Source organism: Streptomyces mobaraensis NBRC 13819 = DSM 40847, assembly GCF_017916255.1.
Taxonomy (GTDB): Bacteria; Actinomycetota; Actinomycetes; order Streptomycetales; family Streptomycetaceae; genus Streptomyces; species Streptomyces mobaraensis.
Genome location: NZ_CP072827.1, coordinates 1,408,444 through 1,425,837 on the forward strand (window position 1 = coordinate 1,408,444; position 17,394 = coordinate 1,425,837).

Sequence of the window (17,394 nt, forward strand, 5' to 3'; positions counted from 1 at the left end):
GCCGTGCTGCGGGTCGCCTACGCTGCCTGTCATGCACAGCACCCTCACCGAGTACGCCCGCTGCCTCTACGGGGACGAGTACCGGCCCACGCCGGAGTGCGCCGCGCAGCACGCGGAGCACTACTTCGTCGAGGAGCTGACCTTCGCCGGCGCGGACGAGATCGTCGCCATGCTGCGCGAGTTGAGCCCGCACCTGGTCGACGGCCACCTGCCGGTGTGGATCCGGAACCTGGCGTACCGGCTGGCGCTGCTGCAACGGCCGGACGATCCGGTACTGCTGCGGGAGGCGGCGGACAGCCTGTGGCTGCACGGGCCGGACTGGGACGGCATCGCCGCGGAACTGAAGGAGCGGGCCGCCGCGCTGGAGGCGGGCGGGGCGTGAGCGTTCCGGCCTGAGGTGCGGCGGGGTGCCGTCAGCTCGTGGTCCGGTCGGCCCTTCGCAGGCGGTCGGCCTGGGCGCGGGCCAGGGTGAGGAGGACCTGGGCGCTGTCCTTGTTCTTGTCCGCGTCCTGGTAGGTCAGCTTGGCGACGGCATCGCCCACGCGGAACACCATGTCGGTGCTCGGGGTGGCGTGGCGGGCCGCCGGAGTGGAGTAGGCCGTGCTCTCGTCGCCGACCCTCGGCGTGGTGATCTCCCGGGTGCCCTCCGGCGCCTTCCTCCGGTTCGCGAACGCGGTCTCGGCGGTCCTCCGGTCCGGGTACGCCAGCAGCGTCCAGTACACGGAACCGGAGTCACCGGGCGCCCGGTACTGCGCGTCGGCGATGGCGTGGAACATCGAGCAGTCGTTTCCGTGCGCGGTGTCCTCCGCACACCGTCGCGCGCGGGGCACTTCCTTGGCCCTCGGCGGCGTCACGCCCGTCCGCCAGCCGGGCGGCAGGCCGTGCGGGTCCGGCAGGGCCTGCCGCAGGGCCTCGGCGTCGAGCGCTCTCCCCGAAGCGGCGGGCACGGACCCGCCCTTGGGGCCGGCCTCCGCGTCGGAGTCCGTTCCACCGTCACCGCAGCCGGCCGCGCAGAACAGCAGCCCGGCCGCCAGGACCCCCGCGCGCGAGCGCGCTCCCCACCTGGTGCGACGCACCGTTCCTCCCCCTCAGAGTCGATCGTTTCGGAACGGTCGAGCATAAGGCGGCGAACAGGCTGTGCGGTTCCGGCCGGGGCTCGGGGCCGTGCGACGATCACCGCCGTGAACGAGACACGCCTCTACCAGGACGACGCGAGCCGCTTCGGCGGCGGCGGGACGCGCTTCCGCCGGGTCGCCGGTACCGACACCGATCTCGCGGCCCTGGTCCGCCTCCGCGACGAAGCCGCCCGCTGGATGCTCGCCCGGGGCATCACCGGGCAGTGGCGGCCCGGTGAGCTGGACGCGGACCACTTCCGCCGGGTCGCCGAGCACGGCGAGGTGTGGCTGGCGGAGGCGGGCGGGCGGGTGGTCGGCGCCTGGGAGCTGTGGTGGGAGGACGAGGACGCGTGGGGGCCGCAGGCACCCGTGGCCGGGTACGTCCACCGGCTGATGGTGGACCGGGAGGCCGCCGCCCCCGGGACGGGCCGGCTGCTGCTGCGGGCCGCCGAGCGGCGGGTGGCCGAGGCCGGCCGGGACCTCGTCCGGCTCGACTGCCTCGCCGGCAACGCGCGCCTCACCGCGTACTACCTGGACGCCGGCTACCGCGTCGTCGGCCACAAGGCCGGCAAGCCGCAGCCGGGCGGCGCGCCGAAGGCATTCACGCTGCTGGAGAAGGCACTGCCGGGGAAGGCACTGCCCGGGAAGGCACTGCCCGGGATGGGGCCGGCGGAGAAGGAGCCGGCGGAGGAGGGGTTGCCGCGGGGCTGAGCCCGGCCGTCGTCGCGTCCGGCCGGATCGGGCGGCCTGAACAGGCGGTCTGCACAGGCTGCCTGATCCGGCGGCCTGAACAGGCGGTCCGCATCAGGCGAGCGGTCGCGCGGGGTTCACGCCTCCGTCGCCACCCCCGCGTTGCGCAGGATCTCGCGCGCCGGCAGCGCCACGCTCTCGGCGGCGGTCAGGCCGGTGGCCGCCATGTGCGCCTCGACGATGCGCAGGCCGACGCCGTAGCCCGCGAAGTCCGGGAGTCCGACCGGCTCCTGGCCCACCAGGCGGGCGGTGGCGTCGCCGAGGACGTAGGCGAACGCGTTCCCCATCCCGGCCACGTCGATGTCGGCGGTGATCCGCTCGTAGGCGCGGTCCAGGCGGTCGCCGGTCAGCGCCCTGGTCCAAGGGCACAGCCCCCGCTCGCCGGCCAGTTCCCGGGCGAACGCCTCGGCCAGCCCTTCCGCGACGACGTGTTCACCGACCGTCACGGCCGCCGGGTCCCAGGTCACATTGGCGTAGCGCACGTTGTGGTGCAGCTCGTGGGCGGCGGCGTGGCCGATGTTCCGCAGGCTGGTGTCCGTGGGCCACATGACGAGCTGGATGGCGCCGGGGAAGCCGCCGAGGCCGAAGTAGCCGGAGCTGCGGACGGTGAGGTGCTCGTCGTCGGGGTCGCCGAGGACGATGACGACGTGCACGGTCTCGGCGTGCTTGACGCCGGGCACGGCGGCGTCGATCCGCTCCCACGCGGCGTCGAGCGAGTCCGCCACCCGCTGCCACACCCCCGCGTCCCGCATCCGGTGCAGGGCGGCGGGGAGCCGCGGGTCGTCGCCGCCGCCGGCGTCGCCGAGTGGGAAGCCGCTGCCCATGCGGTGGGCCTGGACGGGGTCGAAGTGCCCGGTGACGGACATCGGGCCCGCGAGGGGGGCGTAGAGGTCCCGCAGGGCGTCGGGGCGCTCCGCCGGCGGGCGGCGGAGGAGGTCGAGGGTGGCGGAAGCGGTGTCGTGCACGATGATCTGCATGGGACGGAACCGTAGAAGTTGACGTTACGTCAAGGTCAAGCGTGGCCGGGAGTTCGAGTCGCCTGGGGAAACGTGCGTCCCGTGTTCCCGTCCGCCGTTCCAGGAGTGGGTGTTTACGCAGGTCAGGGCCGGGCGTAGCGTTCCGGCGTCCCGTATCCGGCGGTGGGTCTGGCGGGCCGGCGGGACGCGGGGGCAGGGTGTGCGCCGTCACCACCGCACAGACCGATCACGGGGGACCCCATGCCCGCAAGCACACCCGGGACCACGAGCGCGCTCATGCCCGCAGGCGCGCCCGAGCGCACGTCCACGTCCGCACGCCGCCGGTTCGCCGCCGCCCTCCTGGCCGGTGCCGCCCTCGCCGCCGCCGCGGGCGTCGCGGCGCCGCCGGCCGCCGCCGTGCGCGGCGGGGCGTCGGCCACGGTCGGCGAGGCGCCGTTCGCCGTGCTGATCAAGAACCCGGACGCCGCCGAGGGGCCCGACAGCACGTGGTGCGGCGGCACGCTCGTCGCACCCGACAAGGTGCTGACGGCCGCCCACTGCGTGTCCAACGCCCCCCGCCCCACCGCGCTGACCGTCGTCGGCGGCCGTACCGACCGGCTCTCGTCGGCCGGGCAGGAGCGGCGCGTCACCCGCGCCACGCTGGATCCGAAGTACACCCCGGACCTCGTCCATGACGCGGCCGTGCTCACCCTGGACCGCCCGCTCCCGTACAAGCCGCTGCGCGTCGCGAAGGACGAGGACGCCGCGCTCTACGCGAACGGGCGCACCGCCACGGTCTACGGCTGGGGGCACACCAGCGGGGACACCCAGGGGCGGAAGCTGCGGAAGGCCGCGCTGACCCTCTCCCCGCTCGCCGCCTGCGAGCCGTTCTCCGACACCACGGACACCACCCTGAAGGTGTGCGGCACACCGGCGAAGGGCCGGTCGGACAGCATCTGTTCGGGCGACTCGGGCGGGCCGCTGGTGGCGGACGGCGTGCTCATCGGCATCGTCTCGACGGGCAACAAGTACTGCGACGCGACGTACCCGGTGTCCGTCTTCACCAAGGTGAGCACGGTCGCTCCGGAACTGGGGCTGTGACGACCGGGGTCGCGTCCGGAGCCGCGCCCTGACCCCGTGCGTACTCCTGGGGCCGGTGGCCGCTCGACGCCGTCTACGCGCCGCCCCTCCTCTGGGGTCCGCTACCGGCCACGGCCACCGTCCCTTACTACCGGCGCCGGACGGCCGCGGCGGGCCCGGTGCCGGTGTGAGGCCCGTTCCCGGAAGGGCCGCCGAAGACACTGCGTAGGATCCACGGGAAGCCCGTCCGCCGACCCGCCCCGAACGGCACCGGCGGCATGGTGGGCGGACGCAAGGCCGACGAGACGCGACGGGGGAACGCACGATGTGGACGCAGACGGCGACGGCCGCGGGGGTGCTCGCCCTGCTCACCGTGGTACCGGGCCCCGACATGGCCGTCGTCACCAAACGGGCCGTCGCCGCCGGGCGGGCGGAGGGCCTGCGCACCGCCGCGGGCATCACCGCCGGCCTGCTGGCCTGGGGCGTGTTCACGGTGGTGGGGCTGGCGGCGGTGCTCGCCGCGTCGGCCGAGGCGTACCTCGCCGTCAAGCTGCTCGGCGCCGGCTACCTGGGCTTCCTCGGCCTCCAGGCGCTCTGGCAGAGCCGGCGCGGGGCGCCCGCCCCCACGGCGGAGGCGGCACCGAGGGGTTCCCGGGGCGCGTTCGTCACCGGCCTGGTATCCAACCTCCTCAACCCGAAGATCGCCGTCTTCTACACCGGCGTCCTGCCCACCCTGGCCCCGGACGGCCTCTCCGCGACGGCGGGCATGAGCCTGCTGGTCCTGCTGCACGCGGTGCTGACCCTGTCCTGGCTGGGCACGTACGCGTACGTCGTCTCCCGCGCCCGGTCGGTCTTCGAACGGCCGCGGGTGCGGCGCGCGTTGGACCGCGTGACGGGCGTCGTCCTGCTCGGCTTCGGCGTCCGCATCGCGGCCGAGGCCGGCTGAGCGGCCGGCCCGGGCGGGCGCATGCGCTCGGCACTCGGCACGGTCGAACGGATCCGGCGCTACCCGCTGAAGTCCACCGGCGGCGAACGGCTGGAGCGCGCGGACATCGAGGCGCGGGGGCTCGCGGGCGACCGGCTGTACGCGGTCCGGGACGCCGAGGGCCGGTTCGGCTCGGGGAAGAACACCCGCCGCTTCCACCGGATGCCCGGCCTGCCGCGGCTGCGTTCCCGCTACCCGGACGGCTCGGACGCGCCGCGGCTCCTCGACTCGCCGAGGACGAGGGGGAGTACGACTCCTCACCCGTCGCCCGGACCCTCTTCGCCATCCGGTGGAAGCTCGGGGCGCTGCTGGGCCGGGACCGGCCCGACGCCGGGCCGGCACCCGGGTGCCGACGCTGCCCGACCGGCTGCCGGCCGACCTCCGCGAGGGCCCGAGGCGGCCGGAGGCGCCCGGCGGTCCGTTCCGTCCCCTGTACCGGACCCAGGACGAGTGGGCCTGCGAGATCGCCGACCGGACCGTGCACGCGGTGCGGCACATCGGCTGGGTGCCGGACGGCAAGGGGAGGCTACCGCGGCCGGCCAGCCGTCCTCGTGAAGCCCGACGGCCTGCTCGGCAGGGCGTACATGGCGGCGATCAAGCCGTTCCGGTACACCGCGGTCCCACCCGGCGATGCTCCGGGGCATCGGCCGCGCGCGGCAGAGGGAGCTCGCCCCGCCTCCCGCCCCGCCGCGCACACGTACCACCCGGCACCCATCACCCCGCCCCGGCCGCACTTTTGGCCGCTAGGTCCGCATTGCGGATAATGGGCCGAACGAGGGGGGCGCATTCCGTTCGGTGTCGCGCGCGACGCCGTACGCCGCCCGGCCCGGCACCACCCGGTGCGGAAGTGCCGGTGACGAAAGCAGCACCGTGACGACGACCTCGCCCGATACCGCCCTGTCCCGGCCCGCCCCGCCCGGCGCGTCCGCGGCCGGCCGCGCCCGCTGGACGCGCGTGGCCGGGTGGGCGGCGCCCGTCGTCGCGTTCGTCCTGGGCGTGTGGGGGAACACGCGCCCCTCCGCCTGGACCGACGAGATCGTCACCATCGACGTGGCACGGCGGTCCTGGCCCGAACTGCTCGACCTGCTGGGCCGGGTCGACGCGGTGCACGGCCTGCACTACACCCTGATGTACCTGGTCGGGCGGGCGAACGGCGGCCTCAACGAGTTCACGGCCCGGGTGCCGTCCGCGATGGCGGTGGCCACGGCCGTGGCCGGCCTCGTATGGCTGGGGCGGCTGCTGGGCGGCCCGCGGCTCGGGCTGTGCGCGGGACTGCTGCTCGCCGTCCTGCCGACCGCGTCGCGGTACGCGCAGGAGGCCCGGTCGTTCGCCTTCGTCATGGCGGTGGCGGTCCTGGCCACGGGCGCCCTGGTGAAAGCGCTGGCCGGGCGGCCCGGACAGGCGGACCGGCCCCGGAAGCGGTGGCTCGCCGGTTACGCCCTCCTCATCGCCCTGCTGGGCTGGTTCAACGTGATGGGGCTGCTGCTGGTGGCCGCCCACGCGGTCACCGTGGCCCTCCGGCGCCCCGGCCGCCGCGTCACCGTACGCCTGCTCGGGGCCCAGGCCGCGGGCGTCGCCGCCGTCGTCCCGCTGCTGGTCCTCGGCTCCGCGCAGAGCTCCGCCGTGGGCGAGGCCGCACCGGTCACGGCCGGAACGCCGGTCAACTACTTCACCTGGCTCCTCACCCCCGGCCAGGACACCCTGCCCACCGCGCCGCGGCTCCTGCTCACCCTCACCGCCCTCGCCGCCCTGGCCCTCCTCGCGGCGCGCCGGCACGCGGCCCCGTCGCCGGCCCTCGCCGTCGGCGTGCCCTGGCTGGCCGTCCCTCCGCTGCTCCTGATGGCCGTCTCCTTCGGCCATCCCCTCTTCGCCTACCGCTACCTGCTGTTCTGCCTCCCGGCCCTGGCCCTGCTGATCGCCACGGCCGCCTCCGTCGTCCCCCCGCGCCGACGGCTGGTGCTGCCGCTCCTGGCGGCCGTACCCCTCGCCGCGTCCCACGTCGCCATCCGCCAGGAGGACAGCCGCCAGTGGGACACCCGCGCCGTGATCAGGACCCTGCGCATCCACGACGCCCCCGGTGACGCCGTCCTCTTCAGCGGCGCCCGGTGCGGCCTGCTCGCCACAGCGTTCAAGGAGGCGTTCACGAACCGCCCGGACCTGGGCCGGGCGGAGACCGCCGCCGGACTCGGCGCCCTGGACAACCTGCCCGCCGACCCGGCCCTGCTGCGCGAGCGCCTGGACGGCACGCTCCGGGTCTGGCACATCACCTGCACCCACCTCTCGTCCGGCGCCCGCGAGGCCGCCGCCCGTACCACCGAGGCCCAGGAACGGGTCCTCTCCGAAGCCGGCTTCTCCCCCGCCCTCCACCACAGCGCCCGCGGGGTGGACATCACCCTCGAACAGCGGCCCGGCGGGAGCCCGTCGGTCCGGGCCGTCGGCGCGCGGCGGGCTCCGGCGCCGGGCGACGGCTGGGAGCCGCCTGATCCCCCGCCCGGATCACACCGCTCAGGGGCGAGGGGCCACACGACGACCCTTGTAGGGATCTCACAGGGGAACATCACCGGAATGATTTGATCAAGGTATCCACAGATCGCCACTTCCCTTGGCAGGGTGGGCATATAAGCCGACACCCGCGCCGCTTCCACGACGCGGGATCTCGCTTGCCTGTTCTCGTACCACAAAGCCCGCACTACAGAGGGGACCACCAGTGAGCGCTGGGAACGCCGACGCCGTACTGGTCACCGGCCTGGGGGCCACGACACCGCTGGGCGGGGACACCGCGTCCACCTGGGCGGCGATGCTGGCCGGGGAGTCGGGGATCGGCCCCATCGAGGAGGAGTGGGCGGCCGCGCTGCCCGTCCGGATCGCCGGCCGGCTGAAGGTGGAGCCCACCGAGGTGCTGGACCGGGTGAAGGCCCGCCGCATGGACCGCTGTGAGCAGATCGCCCTGATCGCCGCCCGTGAGGCGTGGGCCGACGCGGGCCGGCCCGAGGTCGACCCCGAACGGCTGGCCGTCGTCATCGGTACGGGCACGGGAGGCGCCCTGACCCTGCTCGGCCAGGACGACGTCCTGGAGACCTCCGGCGTCCGGAAGGTCTCCCCGCACACCGTGCCCATGCTGATGGCCAACGGCCCCGCCGCCTGGGTCAGCATCGAACTGGGCGCCCGGGGCGGCGCCCACACCCCGGTCAGCGCCTGCGCCTCCGGGGCCGAGGCCATCGCCCAGGGCCTGGACCTGATCCGGCTGGGCCGCGCCGACGTGGTCGTGGCGGGCGGCACCGAGGCGTGCGTCTGCGCCCTGCCGATGGCCGGGTTCGCCCAGGCCAAGGCGCACTCGACACGCAACGACGAGCCGGAGCGGGCGTCCCGGCCGTTCGACGTCGACCGCGACGGCTTCGTCATCGGCGAGGGGGCCGCCGTGGTCGTCCTGGAACGCGCCGGATTCGCGGCGGCCCGGGCGGCCCGCGCCCACGCGGCGCTCGCCGGGGCCGGCGTCACCTCCGACGCGCACCACATCACCGCCGCGCACCAGGACGGTCAGGTACGGGCCATGCGCCGGGCGCTCACCGACGCCGGGCTGTCCCCGCGCGACATCGCGCTCGTCCAGGCCCACGCCACGTCCACCCAGCTGGGCGACCTGACCGAGGCCCGTTCGGTCGCGGAGGCCCTCGGCACCCATCCGGTCGTGACGGCCACCAAGTCGATGACCGGCCACCTCTTCGGCGCGGCGGGCGCGCTCGGCGCGATCGCCACGATCCTCGCCCTCCGCGACGGCGCCGTCCCGCCCACCCGGAACCTCGACACCCAGGACCCGGACATCCCCCTCGACATCGTCACCGGCGAGCCGCGCCGCGGCCCGTTGACGGCGGGCCTGGCGAACGCCTTCGGCTTCGGCGGCCACAACGCGTCGCTGGTGTTCACACCGGCGCCGTGAGGGCAGCGGCCGGCTTCGGGGGCCGACTCCCGCCAGGGGGACGGTAGTTCACGTGCCGGCCCGTCACACCGCCGACTCTGTCCGCCTCGTACGCGTCTTCGGTACCGCCGCCGAGGCCGCGATGCAGTGCACGGTCTTCCGCGCCGATCCGCCCGACGGCGGCGCGGTCGACGCCGTACGCCACGATGGCGCGCCGAAGCGGGCTCGGTCATCTCGGCTGGTAGGAGAGGACGGGGTCAGCCCACCCGCCGAGCCGACGGCTGATCCCGAAGCGCGCCGGGAGCCACCGACGCCTTCGGATGTGCCGCTCGCTCACGGCCGACCATCGGGGGCCCGAGAGGTCTCCCACCCCCCACCAGGTCTTCACCGCCTTGCTGCCGTTCAACTTCAGCAACGGCCAACGCGGCAGATGCAGTCCGACGAAGAACATCGACACGTCATGGCCGCACTTTGTCGTGTAGAAGTACTTCTCGGCGTCCGTATAGCTGGCACCCAGCCCGCACTCCAGTCCCATGGTTCCACCGAGCCACGTCAGAGCCAGCCTGCCGCCCACCGGGATCGACGGGACCAGCACAGGGTTGAACCACTGTTCCCCGTTCAGGCCACGCGTGAGCGAGGTCCGTTCGGTCTGGGCGACGACGATGTTGGTGGCGGGGCCGGTTCCGACATTGACCAGCCACCACTTCGGTTCCCCACGGCCTTGCCCGCTCTCCCACATGAACTGAAGGACGGGCATGTGGGACCGGCGGCTGGACGCATAGGAAACGCCCAGTGATCCCAGCGAGACGAGAACAGCCAAGATCGAAACCAAGAGCGCCAGCACGGTTGCTCCCCCTGCGCGACAGCGTTTCCACCGGACATACCCGTCGAGGTGGCCAACCCCTCTGCACCATCCGAAGCCGACGCAGACGCGCGGGCCCACCCCACTCGCGTTGCCATGGTCTCAACTACGGGCGGGTACAGTCCCGTTCGCGCTCGGAATCCCGCGAAAGCGGGGCAGGTCCCTTCCGGGACCCGCGTCCGCGAAAGCGCCGGTCCTGTCGGGCTCCCAGCGGCCTTCCGCTGCCGACCGGTCGGACGCCCCGCCACCGATGCCCGACCGCCCGGCCGCCGGCGCGCGGCCGGCGCCCCCGCTCAGGCGTCGGTCATGTCCGCCCGCACCTCCTCCACCGTCGTGTCCCGCAGCCCGCCGTCGAGCCGGAGCCAGCGGGTGACGCCGATGGACTCCAGGAAGCGGAGGTCGTGGGAGGCCACGATCAGCGCGCCCTCGTAGGACTCCAGGGCGGTGGTCAGCTGTCGGACGCTCGCCATGTCGAGGTTGTTCGTCGGCTCGTCGAGGAGGAGGAGTTGCGGGGCGGGCTCCGCGAGCATGAGGGCCGCCAGGGCGGCGCGGAAGCGTTCGCCGCCGGAGAGGGTGGCGGTCCGCTGCGCGGCCCGGGCGCCCCGGAACAGGAAGCGGGCCAGGCGGGCCCGGATCTCGTTGGGCGTCGCCTCGGGAGCGAACCGCGCCACGTTCTCGACGACGGTCAGCCCGTCGTCGAGGACGTCGAGCCGCTGGGGCAGGAACCGCAGCGGAACATGGGCGGTCGCCGTGCCGGAGACGGCGCCGAGCTCCCCGGCGACGGTCCGCAGGAGCGTCGTCTTGCCGGAACCGTTGCGCCCGACGAGCGCGACCCGCTCGGGCCCGCGCAGCTCCAACTCGCCGTCCACCCGGGCGCCATGGGGCAGCACGAGCTCGCGCAGCGTCAGCACCGAGCGGCCCGGCGGTACGGCCGTGTGCGGCAGGTCGACGCGGATCTCGTCGTCGTCGCGCACCGCCTCCACCGCCTTGTCGAGCCGTTCCCGCGCCTCGGCGACCCGTTCCTCGTGCAGGATGCGGTGCTTGCCCGCGGAGACCTCGGCCTGCCGCTTGCGCATCCCCATGACGATCTTCGGTTCGCGTTTGCTGTCCCGCATCTTCTGGCCGTACCGCTTGCGGCGCGCCAGGACGACGTGGGCGTCGGCCAGTTCGCGCCGCTGCTTGCGCAGGTCGGACTCGGCCACCCGGACCATGCGCTCGGCGGCCTCCTGTTCGGCGGCCACCGCCTCCTCGTACGCGGAGTAGCCGCCGCCGTACCAGGCGACCCCGCCGGCGCGCAGATCGGCGATCCGGTCGACGCGTTCGAGGAGTTCGCGGTCGTGGCTGACGACGATCAGCACACCGGACCACGCCTCGACGGCCGCGTAGAGGCGGCGACGCGCGTACAGGTCGAGGTTGTTGGTGGGTTCGTCGAGGAGCAGGACGTCCGGACGGCGCAGCAGCAGCGCGGCCAGGCGCAGCAGGACCGACTCGCCGCCCGACAGCTCGCCGGTGGTGCGGTCGAGGCCGATGTGGCCCAGGCCGAGTCCGGCGAGCACCGCCGTGGCGCGTTCCTCGACGTCCCAGTCGTCGCCGACCGCGGCGAAGTGCTCCTCGCGGGCGTCGCCCGCCTCGATGGCGTGCAGGGCGGCGCGGGTGGCGGCGATGCCGAGGACGTCCTCGACGCGCGGCGCGGTGTCCAGCGTGACGTTCTGCGGCAGGTAGCCGACCTCGCCGGCCACCCGGACGCTGCCGCCGGACGGCCGGATCTCGCCGGCGATCAGCTTCAACAGGGTCGACTTCCCGGACCCGTTGACGCCGATCAGGCCCGTCCGGCCGGGCCCGAAGGAGACGTCGAGCCCGTCGAAGACGGTGGTGCCGTCCCGCCACTCGTGGGTGAGGGACGAACAGGCCACGGAGACGGAGGAAGCAGGGGAGGGATGTGACATACGGGCCTCGCAAGGTCGTGTGAGGTGGGCACGTGGACGACGGCACACGAGAACACCGCGGGGCGACCTTGCGGAGCGGAGGGAAGCGGGAAGAGGCTCCCCGCACCGGCGGGAGGACGGCTGAAGCGTCGAGGTCGCACACGGAACGCGGGCAGCGGACGCGAGAACGGCGTGGCTGCGCGGCGCGCGGTGTCTCAGGACCTCAGACGAGCAACGTCCTTCTCCGATCGACGGCAACAGGGGCGGTGTACACCGTAGGGAGCGCGGCGGAGGCCCGTCAACGGGTTTTCCCGTCGCCGCGAACCGTACCGCCGCCGAGGGCGTACGGGCCCGGCCCGCCCCGGAACCGCCCGCCCCTGTCAGCGGCTCAGCCGCCGGCCGCTGTCCGGGCCAGGTTCTCCTCCAGGCGTTCCAGCGCCCGGAGGGCGGCGGTCCGCTCCTCGGCGGCGAGGCCGCCGGTGGCCGCTTCCTCCAGTTCGGTCCAGACGCGTTCGACCTCGTGCCGCAGCGCGCGGCCGGCCACGGTGGACTCCACCAGCACCGCCCGCCGGTCGTCCGGGCAGGGGCTGCGGCGGACGAACCCGGCCTGTTCGAGGCGCTGGACGGTGCGGGTCATGGTGGCCGCGTCGGAGTCGAGCAGCCGGACCAGATCGGCCTGCCGCTGCGGGCCCAGCTCCCACAGCTGCATCATCACCAACTCCTGCCCCGGGTGCAGACCGACGCCGCGCAGCAACTGCCCGGCGATCATGCGGTGCAGGCGGGCCACGCGGAAGATCGCGTGGCTGACCGGCCCGGTCCGCGCGGAGGCGGGGACGGGCACGGTGGCCCCGTCCGCCGTCTCCTCCGGACTCCCGGCGTTCCCACTCCTCGACCGGCTCATCCCGGCACCTGTCCTTTCGCTGGTCGCGCGGACCGTGGCCGACGACGGCGATCTCCGCCGCCGACCATGGAACTGTCTGGACAATCATTCTCCCTCATTCGAGGGCCTCACTCCACTCCCCAGCAGGCAAGTCGGCCACCGAAGGGGATTACTTGTTCGAACAGGTAACTCCGTGCATGATGGTCCCCACGAGCCGCTCCCCAAGAGCGCCCCCCGCCACACAGGCGAAAGGAACCGTCATGACCTCCGCATTCGAACCGATCGAGCTGGGCGGCAAGCGGCTGGCCAACCGCATCGCGATGGCCCCGATGACCCGCAGCCGCGCCTTCGGCCCCGGCGCCGCCCCGACGCCCTCGACGGCCACGTACTACGCCCAGCGGGCGAGCGCCGGCCTGATCGTCACGGAGGGCGTCCAGCCGTCCGTCGTGGGCCAGGGCTACCCCGACACCCCGGGCCTGCACTCCGCCGAGCAGGTGGCGGCCTGGCGGACGGTGACCGACGCCGTCCACCGCGAGGGCGGGACGATATTCGCCCAGCTGATGCACACCGGCCGGATCGGCCACCGCAGCCTGCTCCCCGACGGCCTGGCGCCGGTCGCGCCGTCGGCCGTCACCCCGAAGGGCCGGGTCTTCACCCACGAGGGCCCGCGGGACTTCGAGACGCCCGAGGCGCTCGACGAGGCCGGGATCCGCGCGACCATCGCGGACTTCGCCGCCGCCGCCCGCAACGCGATCGCCGCCGGCTTCGACGGGGTGGAGGTGCACGGCGCCAACGGCTACCTCGTCCACCAGTTCCTCGCCCCGAACGCCAACCGGCGCACCGACGGCTGGGGCGGCTCCGTCGAGGGCCGCGTCCGCTTCGCCGTCGAGGTGGTCACGGCCGTGGCCGAGGCGGTCGGCGCCGAGCGGACCGGCCTCCGGATCTCCCCCGGCAACCCGTTCAACGACATCGCGGAGAACGACCGGGACGACCTGGAGGAGACCTACGGCACGCTCCTGGAGCGGCTGGCCCCGCTGGGCCTGGCCTATCTGCACCTGATGGAGGGCCCGGACCGCGACCTGACCCCGCGGCTGCGCAAGGAGTGGCCGGGCACCTTCCTCCTGAACCCGTTCAACGCGCCCGGGTTCACCGGCCCGGAGGCGCTCGCCCTCGTCGAGAACGGCGCGGCCGACATGGTCGTCTTCGGTGCGCTGTTCCTGGCCAACCCCGACCTGCCCCGCCGCCTGCGGGTCGGGGGCCCCTTCAACACCCCGGACCGCGCCACCTTCTACGGCGGCGGCGACCAGGGGTACACCGACTACCCCGCGCTGCCCGCCTGAACGGCTTCCCCGCCCCCGTCCCCGTACCGTTCGCCGTTCCCGTACCGATCGCCGCTCCCGTACCGATCGCCGCTCCCGCTCCCGTTCCCGTCACGGTCCCGGCAGAAGCGGCGGTCCCGGCCGGACAGCCGCTCGCGGGGGCCCGCCGCGCGGAGGACGACGTCCAGCGCCCGGTCCGGGTCGGCCGCGTAACAGTTGCTGAACCAGGCCATGTTGGCCTCCACCACCGCCCACTCCGCGTCCGGCGCCCGCTCGGTGCGCAGCAGCCCGACGTCGACGACGACCGCGCTGGGCAGCGTGTCGCCACAGGCGCCGAGGAGGCGGCGGGCGAAGGAGAGGACGGCGGCGCGGTGCCGGTGCCCGTCGAGCGGAGCGGACTCCAGGCGCCCGTGGACGGCGTACTGACTGCCGGTGCGCACCTCGCCGTCCAGGACGAACAGCCGGAACTCGACCGCCCAGTCCACCACGTCGGCGACCTGCACCGGCGTCCCGTCCGGCAGGTCCGCCGCGGCCGGGAGCCCGCCGCCGTCGGCGTGGACGGCGGCCCGGAAGCTCTTGTCGGACGGCGGTTTCACGAAGGCGGGCCGGTCCAGGCGGCGGGCGGCGCCCAGGGTGGTCAGGACCGTGTTGCGGCGGCGGAAGGCGAACGGCAGCCGGGGCAGCCAGTCGTCGGCCGGCTCCAGGAGGGCCACCCCGAGGCCGGCGCCGAACCGGGCGGCGTAGTGAGGGCCGCCGTAGTAGTGGCCGCCCGGGCCCGTGCCGTCGCCCGTCGGCCGCGCGGGCAGCGTCACGACGTCCATGCCGCGGTGCCGGGCGGCGCGGGCCAGCAGTTCGCGGGTCGAGGTGTACTGCGGGGCGAGGCAGAGGGGGCCCGCGGCGGCCGGCGGCACGTCAGAGCTCCCCGGCGTCGTTCACCAGGAGCGCGATCTGCACCCGGTTGTTCAGGTCGAGCTTGGTGAGGATGCGGGAGACGTGCGCCTTGACCGTGGGCACGCTCAGGTAGAGCAGCGCGGCGATCTCCGCGTTGGACTGACCGCGGCCGACGGCCACGGCCACCTCCCGCTCGCGCTCGCCGAGCAGCGCGAGCCGCCGCCGGGCGAGGGCCGCCCGGTCGCCGGGCCCGGAGCCGTCCGCCACCTGGGCGATGAGCTGCCGGACGACGGCCGGGGAGAGCACCGGCTCCCCCGCGGCCACCTTCCGTACGGCCTCCACGATCTGCGGCGGCGGAGTGTGCTTGAGGACGAAACCGGCGGCGCCGGCCCGCAGGGCGCGCAGGACGTGGTCGTCGGTGTTGAACGTGGTCAGCATGACGACCTCGGGCGGGCGCGGGCGGCGGCGCAGCGCCTCGGTGGCCGTGAGCCCGTCGACGGTCGGCATCCGGATGTCCATCAGGACGACGTCCGGGGCGTGCGCGTCGACCAGCGGCTCCACCTCGGCACCGTCCGCCGCCTCCGCGACGATCTCCAGGCCGGAGGCGCCGCCCAGCATCAGCCGCAGCCCCGACCGGACGAGCGGGTCGTCGTCGACCAGGAGGACGCGGATGCTCGCGGGCTCGGTCACCGGGGTTCCTCGGGCTTCTCGGGCTCCCTCGGGGGTGGGAGGGCGGCTGCGGTCTGGGGACGGCTCGCTCACCTTATCGGCCGACCGGGTCCGGCGCCGGGGAGAGCGGGCCGTCTTCGGGGGCGGGGGGGCCGGGGAAAGCAGCCCGGGGGGGGCGGCCCGGGGAGGGCGGCCCGGGGAGGGCGGCCCGGGGAGGGCGGCCCGGGGAGGGGCGCTCCCCCGCCCAGGGGCGGGGCGTCTTGGTGGGAGCGTCTCGGGGGCGGACGGCCGCCACAGGGATGGCCCGTCTCGCGGGCGGCCGCCCCCGGGACGGCCCGTCTCGCGGACGGCCCGTCCCGGGGACAGCCCGTCCCGGGGACAGCCCGTCCCGGGGACGGTTCACCTCCAGCGAGCGGCGGCAAGCGGCGACAGGCGACAGGCGACAGGCGACAGGCGACAGGCGACAGGCGACAGGCGACATTAAGCAGCAGGGCAGCCTCACGCCACCCGTACGCCGTCCGCACCCCCACCACCCCCGACCGCCTCACGCGCCGGGAACGAGGACGAGCGCCGGCCGTCCCAGGGCAGCCACGCGCGCAGCCGGAACTCCCCGTCCACGCGGCCGTGTTCCAGCCGGCCGTCCGCCAGCCGGGCCCGTTCGGCGAGGCCGGTGAGGCCCTGCCCGGCGCCCGGGACACCGCTGCCCGGGATACCGCCGTCCGAGGCGCCCGCGCCCGGAAGGGCGGCGCCGAGCGTGCCGCCGCCCCGCAGCACGCCGCCCGGCAGCCCGCCACCGTGCAGAGCGCCGGCCGCCACCGCCACCGGAACGGCGTTGCGCACCTCCACCACCAGACCGGTGTCCGGACCGCCCTCGACCGTGACGGTGACGTCCGCACCGGGCGCGTGCTTGCGGGCGTTGGTGAGCCCTTCCTGAACGATCCGGTACGCGGTGCGCCCGGTGACGGCGGTCGGCGGCCCACCGGCGGACGTATCAGCGGAGGCACCGGCGGACGCACCGGCGGCGGCCCGCATGTCGACCTCCACCCGCATCCCGGCCTCCCGGGACTCCTCCACGAGCCGGGGGATGTCGTCGAGGGTCGGCTGCGGCCGGTCCGGGGCGTCCCCGGAGGGCAGCCGCAGGACGCCGATGATCTCGCGCAGGTCCTCCAGGGCCTGGTACGCCGCGTCCCGGATGATCCCGGACGCCCGCCGGACGTCCTCGGCGGGGGCGTCCGGCCGGAACTCCAGCGCCCCCGCGTGCACGCTGAGCAGCGAGAGGCGGTGCGCGAGCACGTCGTGCATCTCGCGCGCTATCTCCTCGCGCACCTGGCGCCGCGCCTCCTCCGCCGCCCGGTCGGCGCGCTCCCGCAGCCCGGCGATGAGCCGGCCCCGGGAACGGACGTACAGGCCCCAGCCGAAGGCGCCCGCGACCAGGGCGAAGTAGGTGAACGCGGAGGCGGTGCCGGGTTCGTCGAGCGCCGGCCGGCCGAGCAGGAAGACGGGCAGCGGCAGGACCGTGAACGCGGCGACCCACCCGGTGACGCGCGGCGGCCGGTGCGCCGCGACGGTGAACAGGGCGACCATGATCGGACCGGCGGCGAAGTGCGACAGCGAACCGGTCACCACGAGCGCCACCGCGACCTGGACGGGCCACCGCCGCCGCAGGAACAGCGCGGCGCACGCCAGGCCGCCGGCCAACTGGTCGGCGAAGAGGACCGTTTCGGACAGCCGGCGGCCGTCCAGCGCGTCCTCGGCGGTGGCCACCGAGAAGGCGGCGGCGAGCAGGAAGCAGCCGAGGTCGGCGAGCCGGTCGCGGGTGGCGGGACGGAGACGGGTCATGACCGGAAGGTACGCGTTCCGGGCGGCGGCCGTACCGCCCGGCGACCGGCCCGATACCTTCGGAGCCGACTCGCATACCTTCGGGGCACGGCCCGCATACCTTCGGACGCGGCCCGGTACCTTCGGACTTCACCGGGCCCGCCGGATGCCTCCCTTCGGCCGGCGCACCGTCTCCCGACGGCCGACGCCGCGCCCGCCCGGCACCTCCTA

General features: G+C 74.9%; 17 protein-coding genes. 9 read left to right on the forward strand and 8 right to left on the reverse strand.

Going from position 1 to position 17,394, the window contains the following annotated elements:
• Positions 1-31 precede the first annotated feature (31 nt).
• Positions 32-382, forward strand: a complete 351-nt coding sequence (locus tag J7W19_RS05520; protein ID WP_004954721.1) for a hypothetical protein — start codon at positions 32-34, stop codon at positions 380-382.
• A 31-nt stretch (positions 383-413) separates the two neighbouring features.
• Here the strand turns inward: J7W19_RS05520 and J7W19_RS05525 are convergent, their stop codons facing one another.
• Positions 414-1,076, reverse strand: coding sequence for a hypothetical protein (locus tag J7W19_RS05525; protein ID WP_004954719.1), 663 nt, complete (start codon positions 1,074-1,076; stop codon positions 414-416).
• 204 nt (positions 1,077-1,280) lie between these two features.
• On the opposite strand from J7W19_RS05525, the gene J7W19_RS05530 reads away from it, so the two are divergent.
• Complete coding sequence (locus tag J7W19_RS05530; RefSeq protein WP_233478230.1) at positions 1,281-1,826, forward strand: GNAT family N-acetyltransferase; 546 nt, start codon at positions 1,281-1,283, stop codon at positions 1,824-1,826.
• Between the two features lie 116 nt (positions 1,827-1,942).
• On the opposite strand, the gene J7W19_RS05535 is transcribed toward J7W19_RS05530, so the two are convergent.
• On the reverse strand, positions 1,943-2,842 hold the full coding sequence (locus tag J7W19_RS05535) for a DUF2268 domain-containing putative Zn-dependent protease (protein ID WP_004954713.1): 900 nt from the start codon (positions 2,840-2,842) through the stop codon (positions 1,943-1,945).
• A 276-nt stretch (positions 2,843-3,118) separates the two neighbouring features.
• Between J7W19_RS05535 and J7W19_RS05540 the strand changes: the two genes are divergently transcribed.
• From J7W19_RS05540 to J7W19_RS05565, 6 genes are all read left to right on the forward strand, one after another.
• Positions 3,119-3,922: a S1 family peptidase gene (locus tag J7W19_RS05540; protein WP_004954709.1), complete on the forward strand. Its 804-nt coding sequence runs from the start codon at positions 3,119-3,121 to the stop codon at positions 3,920-3,922.
• Positions 3,923-4,226: 304 nt separating this feature from the next.
• A complete protein-coding gene (locus J7W19_RS05545) occupies positions 4,227-4,847 on the forward strand; it encodes a LysE family translocator (protein WP_004954706.1) in 621 nt (206 codons plus the stop codon).
• 21 nt (positions 4,848-4,868) lie between these two features.
• The gene (locus J7W19_RS33605; RefSeq protein WP_078588270.1) at positions 4,869-5,441 is read left to right on the forward strand and encodes an MOSC N-terminal beta barrel domain-containing protein; all 573 of its coding nucleotides are present in this window, start codon (positions 4,869-4,871) and stop codon (positions 5,439-5,441) included.
• Positions 5,438-5,650 carry a DUF2867 domain-containing protein gene (locus J7W19_RS33610; protein ID WP_078588269.1) on the forward strand — a complete coding sequence of 71 codons (213 nt, stop codon included), beginning with the start codon at positions 5,438-5,440 and terminating at the stop codon, positions 5,648-5,650. Before J7W19_RS33605 ends, J7W19_RS33610 begins: the two co-directional genes overlap by 4 nt.
• Before the next feature lie 106 nt (positions 5,651-5,756).
• Positions 5,757-7,460 carry a glycosyltransferase family 39 protein gene (locus J7W19_RS05560; RefSeq protein WP_233478070.1) on the forward strand — a complete coding sequence of 568 codons (1,704 nt, stop codon included), beginning with the start codon at positions 5,757-5,759 and terminating at the stop codon, positions 7,458-7,460.
• A 133-nt stretch (positions 7,461-7,593) separates the two neighbouring features.
• Positions 7,594-8,820: a beta-ketoacyl-[acyl-carrier-protein] synthase family protein gene (locus J7W19_RS05565; protein ID WP_210455289.1), complete on the forward strand. Its 1,227-nt coding sequence runs from the start codon at positions 7,594-7,596 to the stop codon at positions 8,818-8,820.
• Between the two features lie 208 nt (positions 8,821-9,028).
• Here J7W19_RS05565 and J7W19_RS05570 read toward each other — a convergent pair whose 3' ends face one another.
• From J7W19_RS05570 to J7W19_RS05580, 3 genes are all read right to left on the reverse strand, one after another.
• Positions 9,029-9,643 carry a hypothetical protein gene (locus J7W19_RS05570; RefSeq protein WP_004952873.1) on the reverse strand — a complete coding sequence of 205 codons (615 nt, stop codon included), beginning with the start codon at positions 9,641-9,643 and terminating at the stop codon, positions 9,029-9,031.
• Between the two features lie 311 nt (positions 9,644-9,954).
• Positions 9,955-11,607, reverse strand: a complete 1,653-nt coding sequence (locus tag J7W19_RS05575) for an ABC-F family ATP-binding cassette domain-containing protein (RefSeq protein WP_004952869.1) — start codon at positions 11,605-11,607, stop codon at positions 9,955-9,957.
• A 367-nt stretch (positions 11,608-11,974) separates the two neighbouring features.
• Positions 11,975-12,487: a MarR family winged helix-turn-helix transcriptional regulator gene (locus J7W19_RS05580; protein ID WP_004952867.1), complete on the reverse strand. Its 513-nt coding sequence runs from the start codon at positions 12,485-12,487 to the stop codon at positions 11,975-11,977.
• A gap of 239 nt (positions 12,488-12,726) precedes the next feature.
• On the opposite strand from J7W19_RS05580, the gene J7W19_RS05585 reads away from it, so the two are divergent.
• On the forward strand, positions 12,727-13,806 hold the full coding sequence (locus J7W19_RS05585; RefSeq protein WP_004952864.1) for an alkene reductase: 1,080 nt from the start codon (positions 12,727-12,729) through the stop codon (positions 13,804-13,806).
• Here J7W19_RS05585 and J7W19_RS05590 read toward each other — a convergent pair.
• The 3 genes from J7W19_RS05590 to J7W19_RS05600 all read right to left on the reverse strand — a co-directional run bounded on the left by J7W19_RS05590 (position 13,785) and on the right by J7W19_RS05600 (position 17,184).
• A complete protein-coding gene (locus J7W19_RS05590) occupies positions 13,785-14,696 on the reverse strand; it encodes an ATP-grasp domain-containing protein (RefSeq protein WP_004952861.1) in 912 nt (303 codons plus the stop codon). The genes J7W19_RS05585 and J7W19_RS05590 overlap by 22 nt on opposite strands.
• 1 nt (position 14,697) lies before the next feature.
• Positions 14,698-15,366: a response regulator transcription factor gene (locus tag J7W19_RS05595; RefSeq protein ID WP_004952858.1), complete on the reverse strand. Its 669-nt coding sequence runs from the start codon at positions 15,364-15,366 to the stop codon at positions 14,698-14,700.
• A 477-nt stretch (positions 15,367-15,843) separates the two neighbouring features.
• Positions 15,844-17,184 carry a sensor histidine kinase gene (locus J7W19_RS05600; protein WP_004952856.1) on the reverse strand — a complete coding sequence of 447 codons (1,341 nt, stop codon included), beginning with the start codon at positions 17,182-17,184 and terminating at the stop codon, positions 15,844-15,846.
• Positions 17,185-17,394: the final 210 nt, after the last annotated feature.

Excerpts from the sequence above, each read along its gene's own strand:
- J7W19_RS33605 (WP_078588270.1), top strand. The coding sequence starts at position 4,869 with ATGCGCTCGGCACTCGGCACGGTCGAACGGATCCGGCGCTACCCGCTG.
- J7W19_RS05600 (WP_004952856.1), bottom strand. The coding sequence starts at position 17,184 with ATGACCCGTCTCCGTCCCGCCACCCGCGACCGGCTCGCCGACCTCGGC.
- J7W19_RS05580 (WP_004952867.1), bottom strand. The coding sequence starts at position 12,487 with ATGAGCCGGTCGAGGAGTGGGAACGCCGGGAGTCCGGAGGAGACGGCG.
- J7W19_RS05545 (WP_004954706.1), top strand. The coding sequence starts at position 4,227 with ATGTGGACGCAGACGGCGACGGCCGCGGGGGTGCTCGCCCTGCTCACC.
- J7W19_RS05540 (WP_004954709.1), top strand. The coding sequence starts at position 3,119 with ATGCCCGCAGGCGCGCCCGAGCGCACGTCCACGTCCGCACGCCGCCGG.
- J7W19_RS05535 (WP_004954713.1), bottom strand. The coding sequence starts at position 2,842 with ATGCAGATCATCGTGCACGACACCGCTTCCGCCACCCTCGACCTCCTC.
- J7W19_RS05575 (WP_004952869.1), bottom strand. The coding sequence starts at position 11,607 with ATGTCACATCCCTCCCCTGCTTCCTCCGTCTCCGTGGCCTGTTCGTCC.
- J7W19_RS05585 (WP_004952864.1), top strand. The coding sequence starts at position 12,727 with ATGACCTCCGCATTCGAACCGATCGAGCTGGGCGGCAAGCGGCTGGCC.
- J7W19_RS05520 (WP_004954721.1), top strand. The coding sequence starts at position 32 with ATGCACAGCACCCTCACCGAGTACGCCCGCTGCCTCTACGGGGACGAG.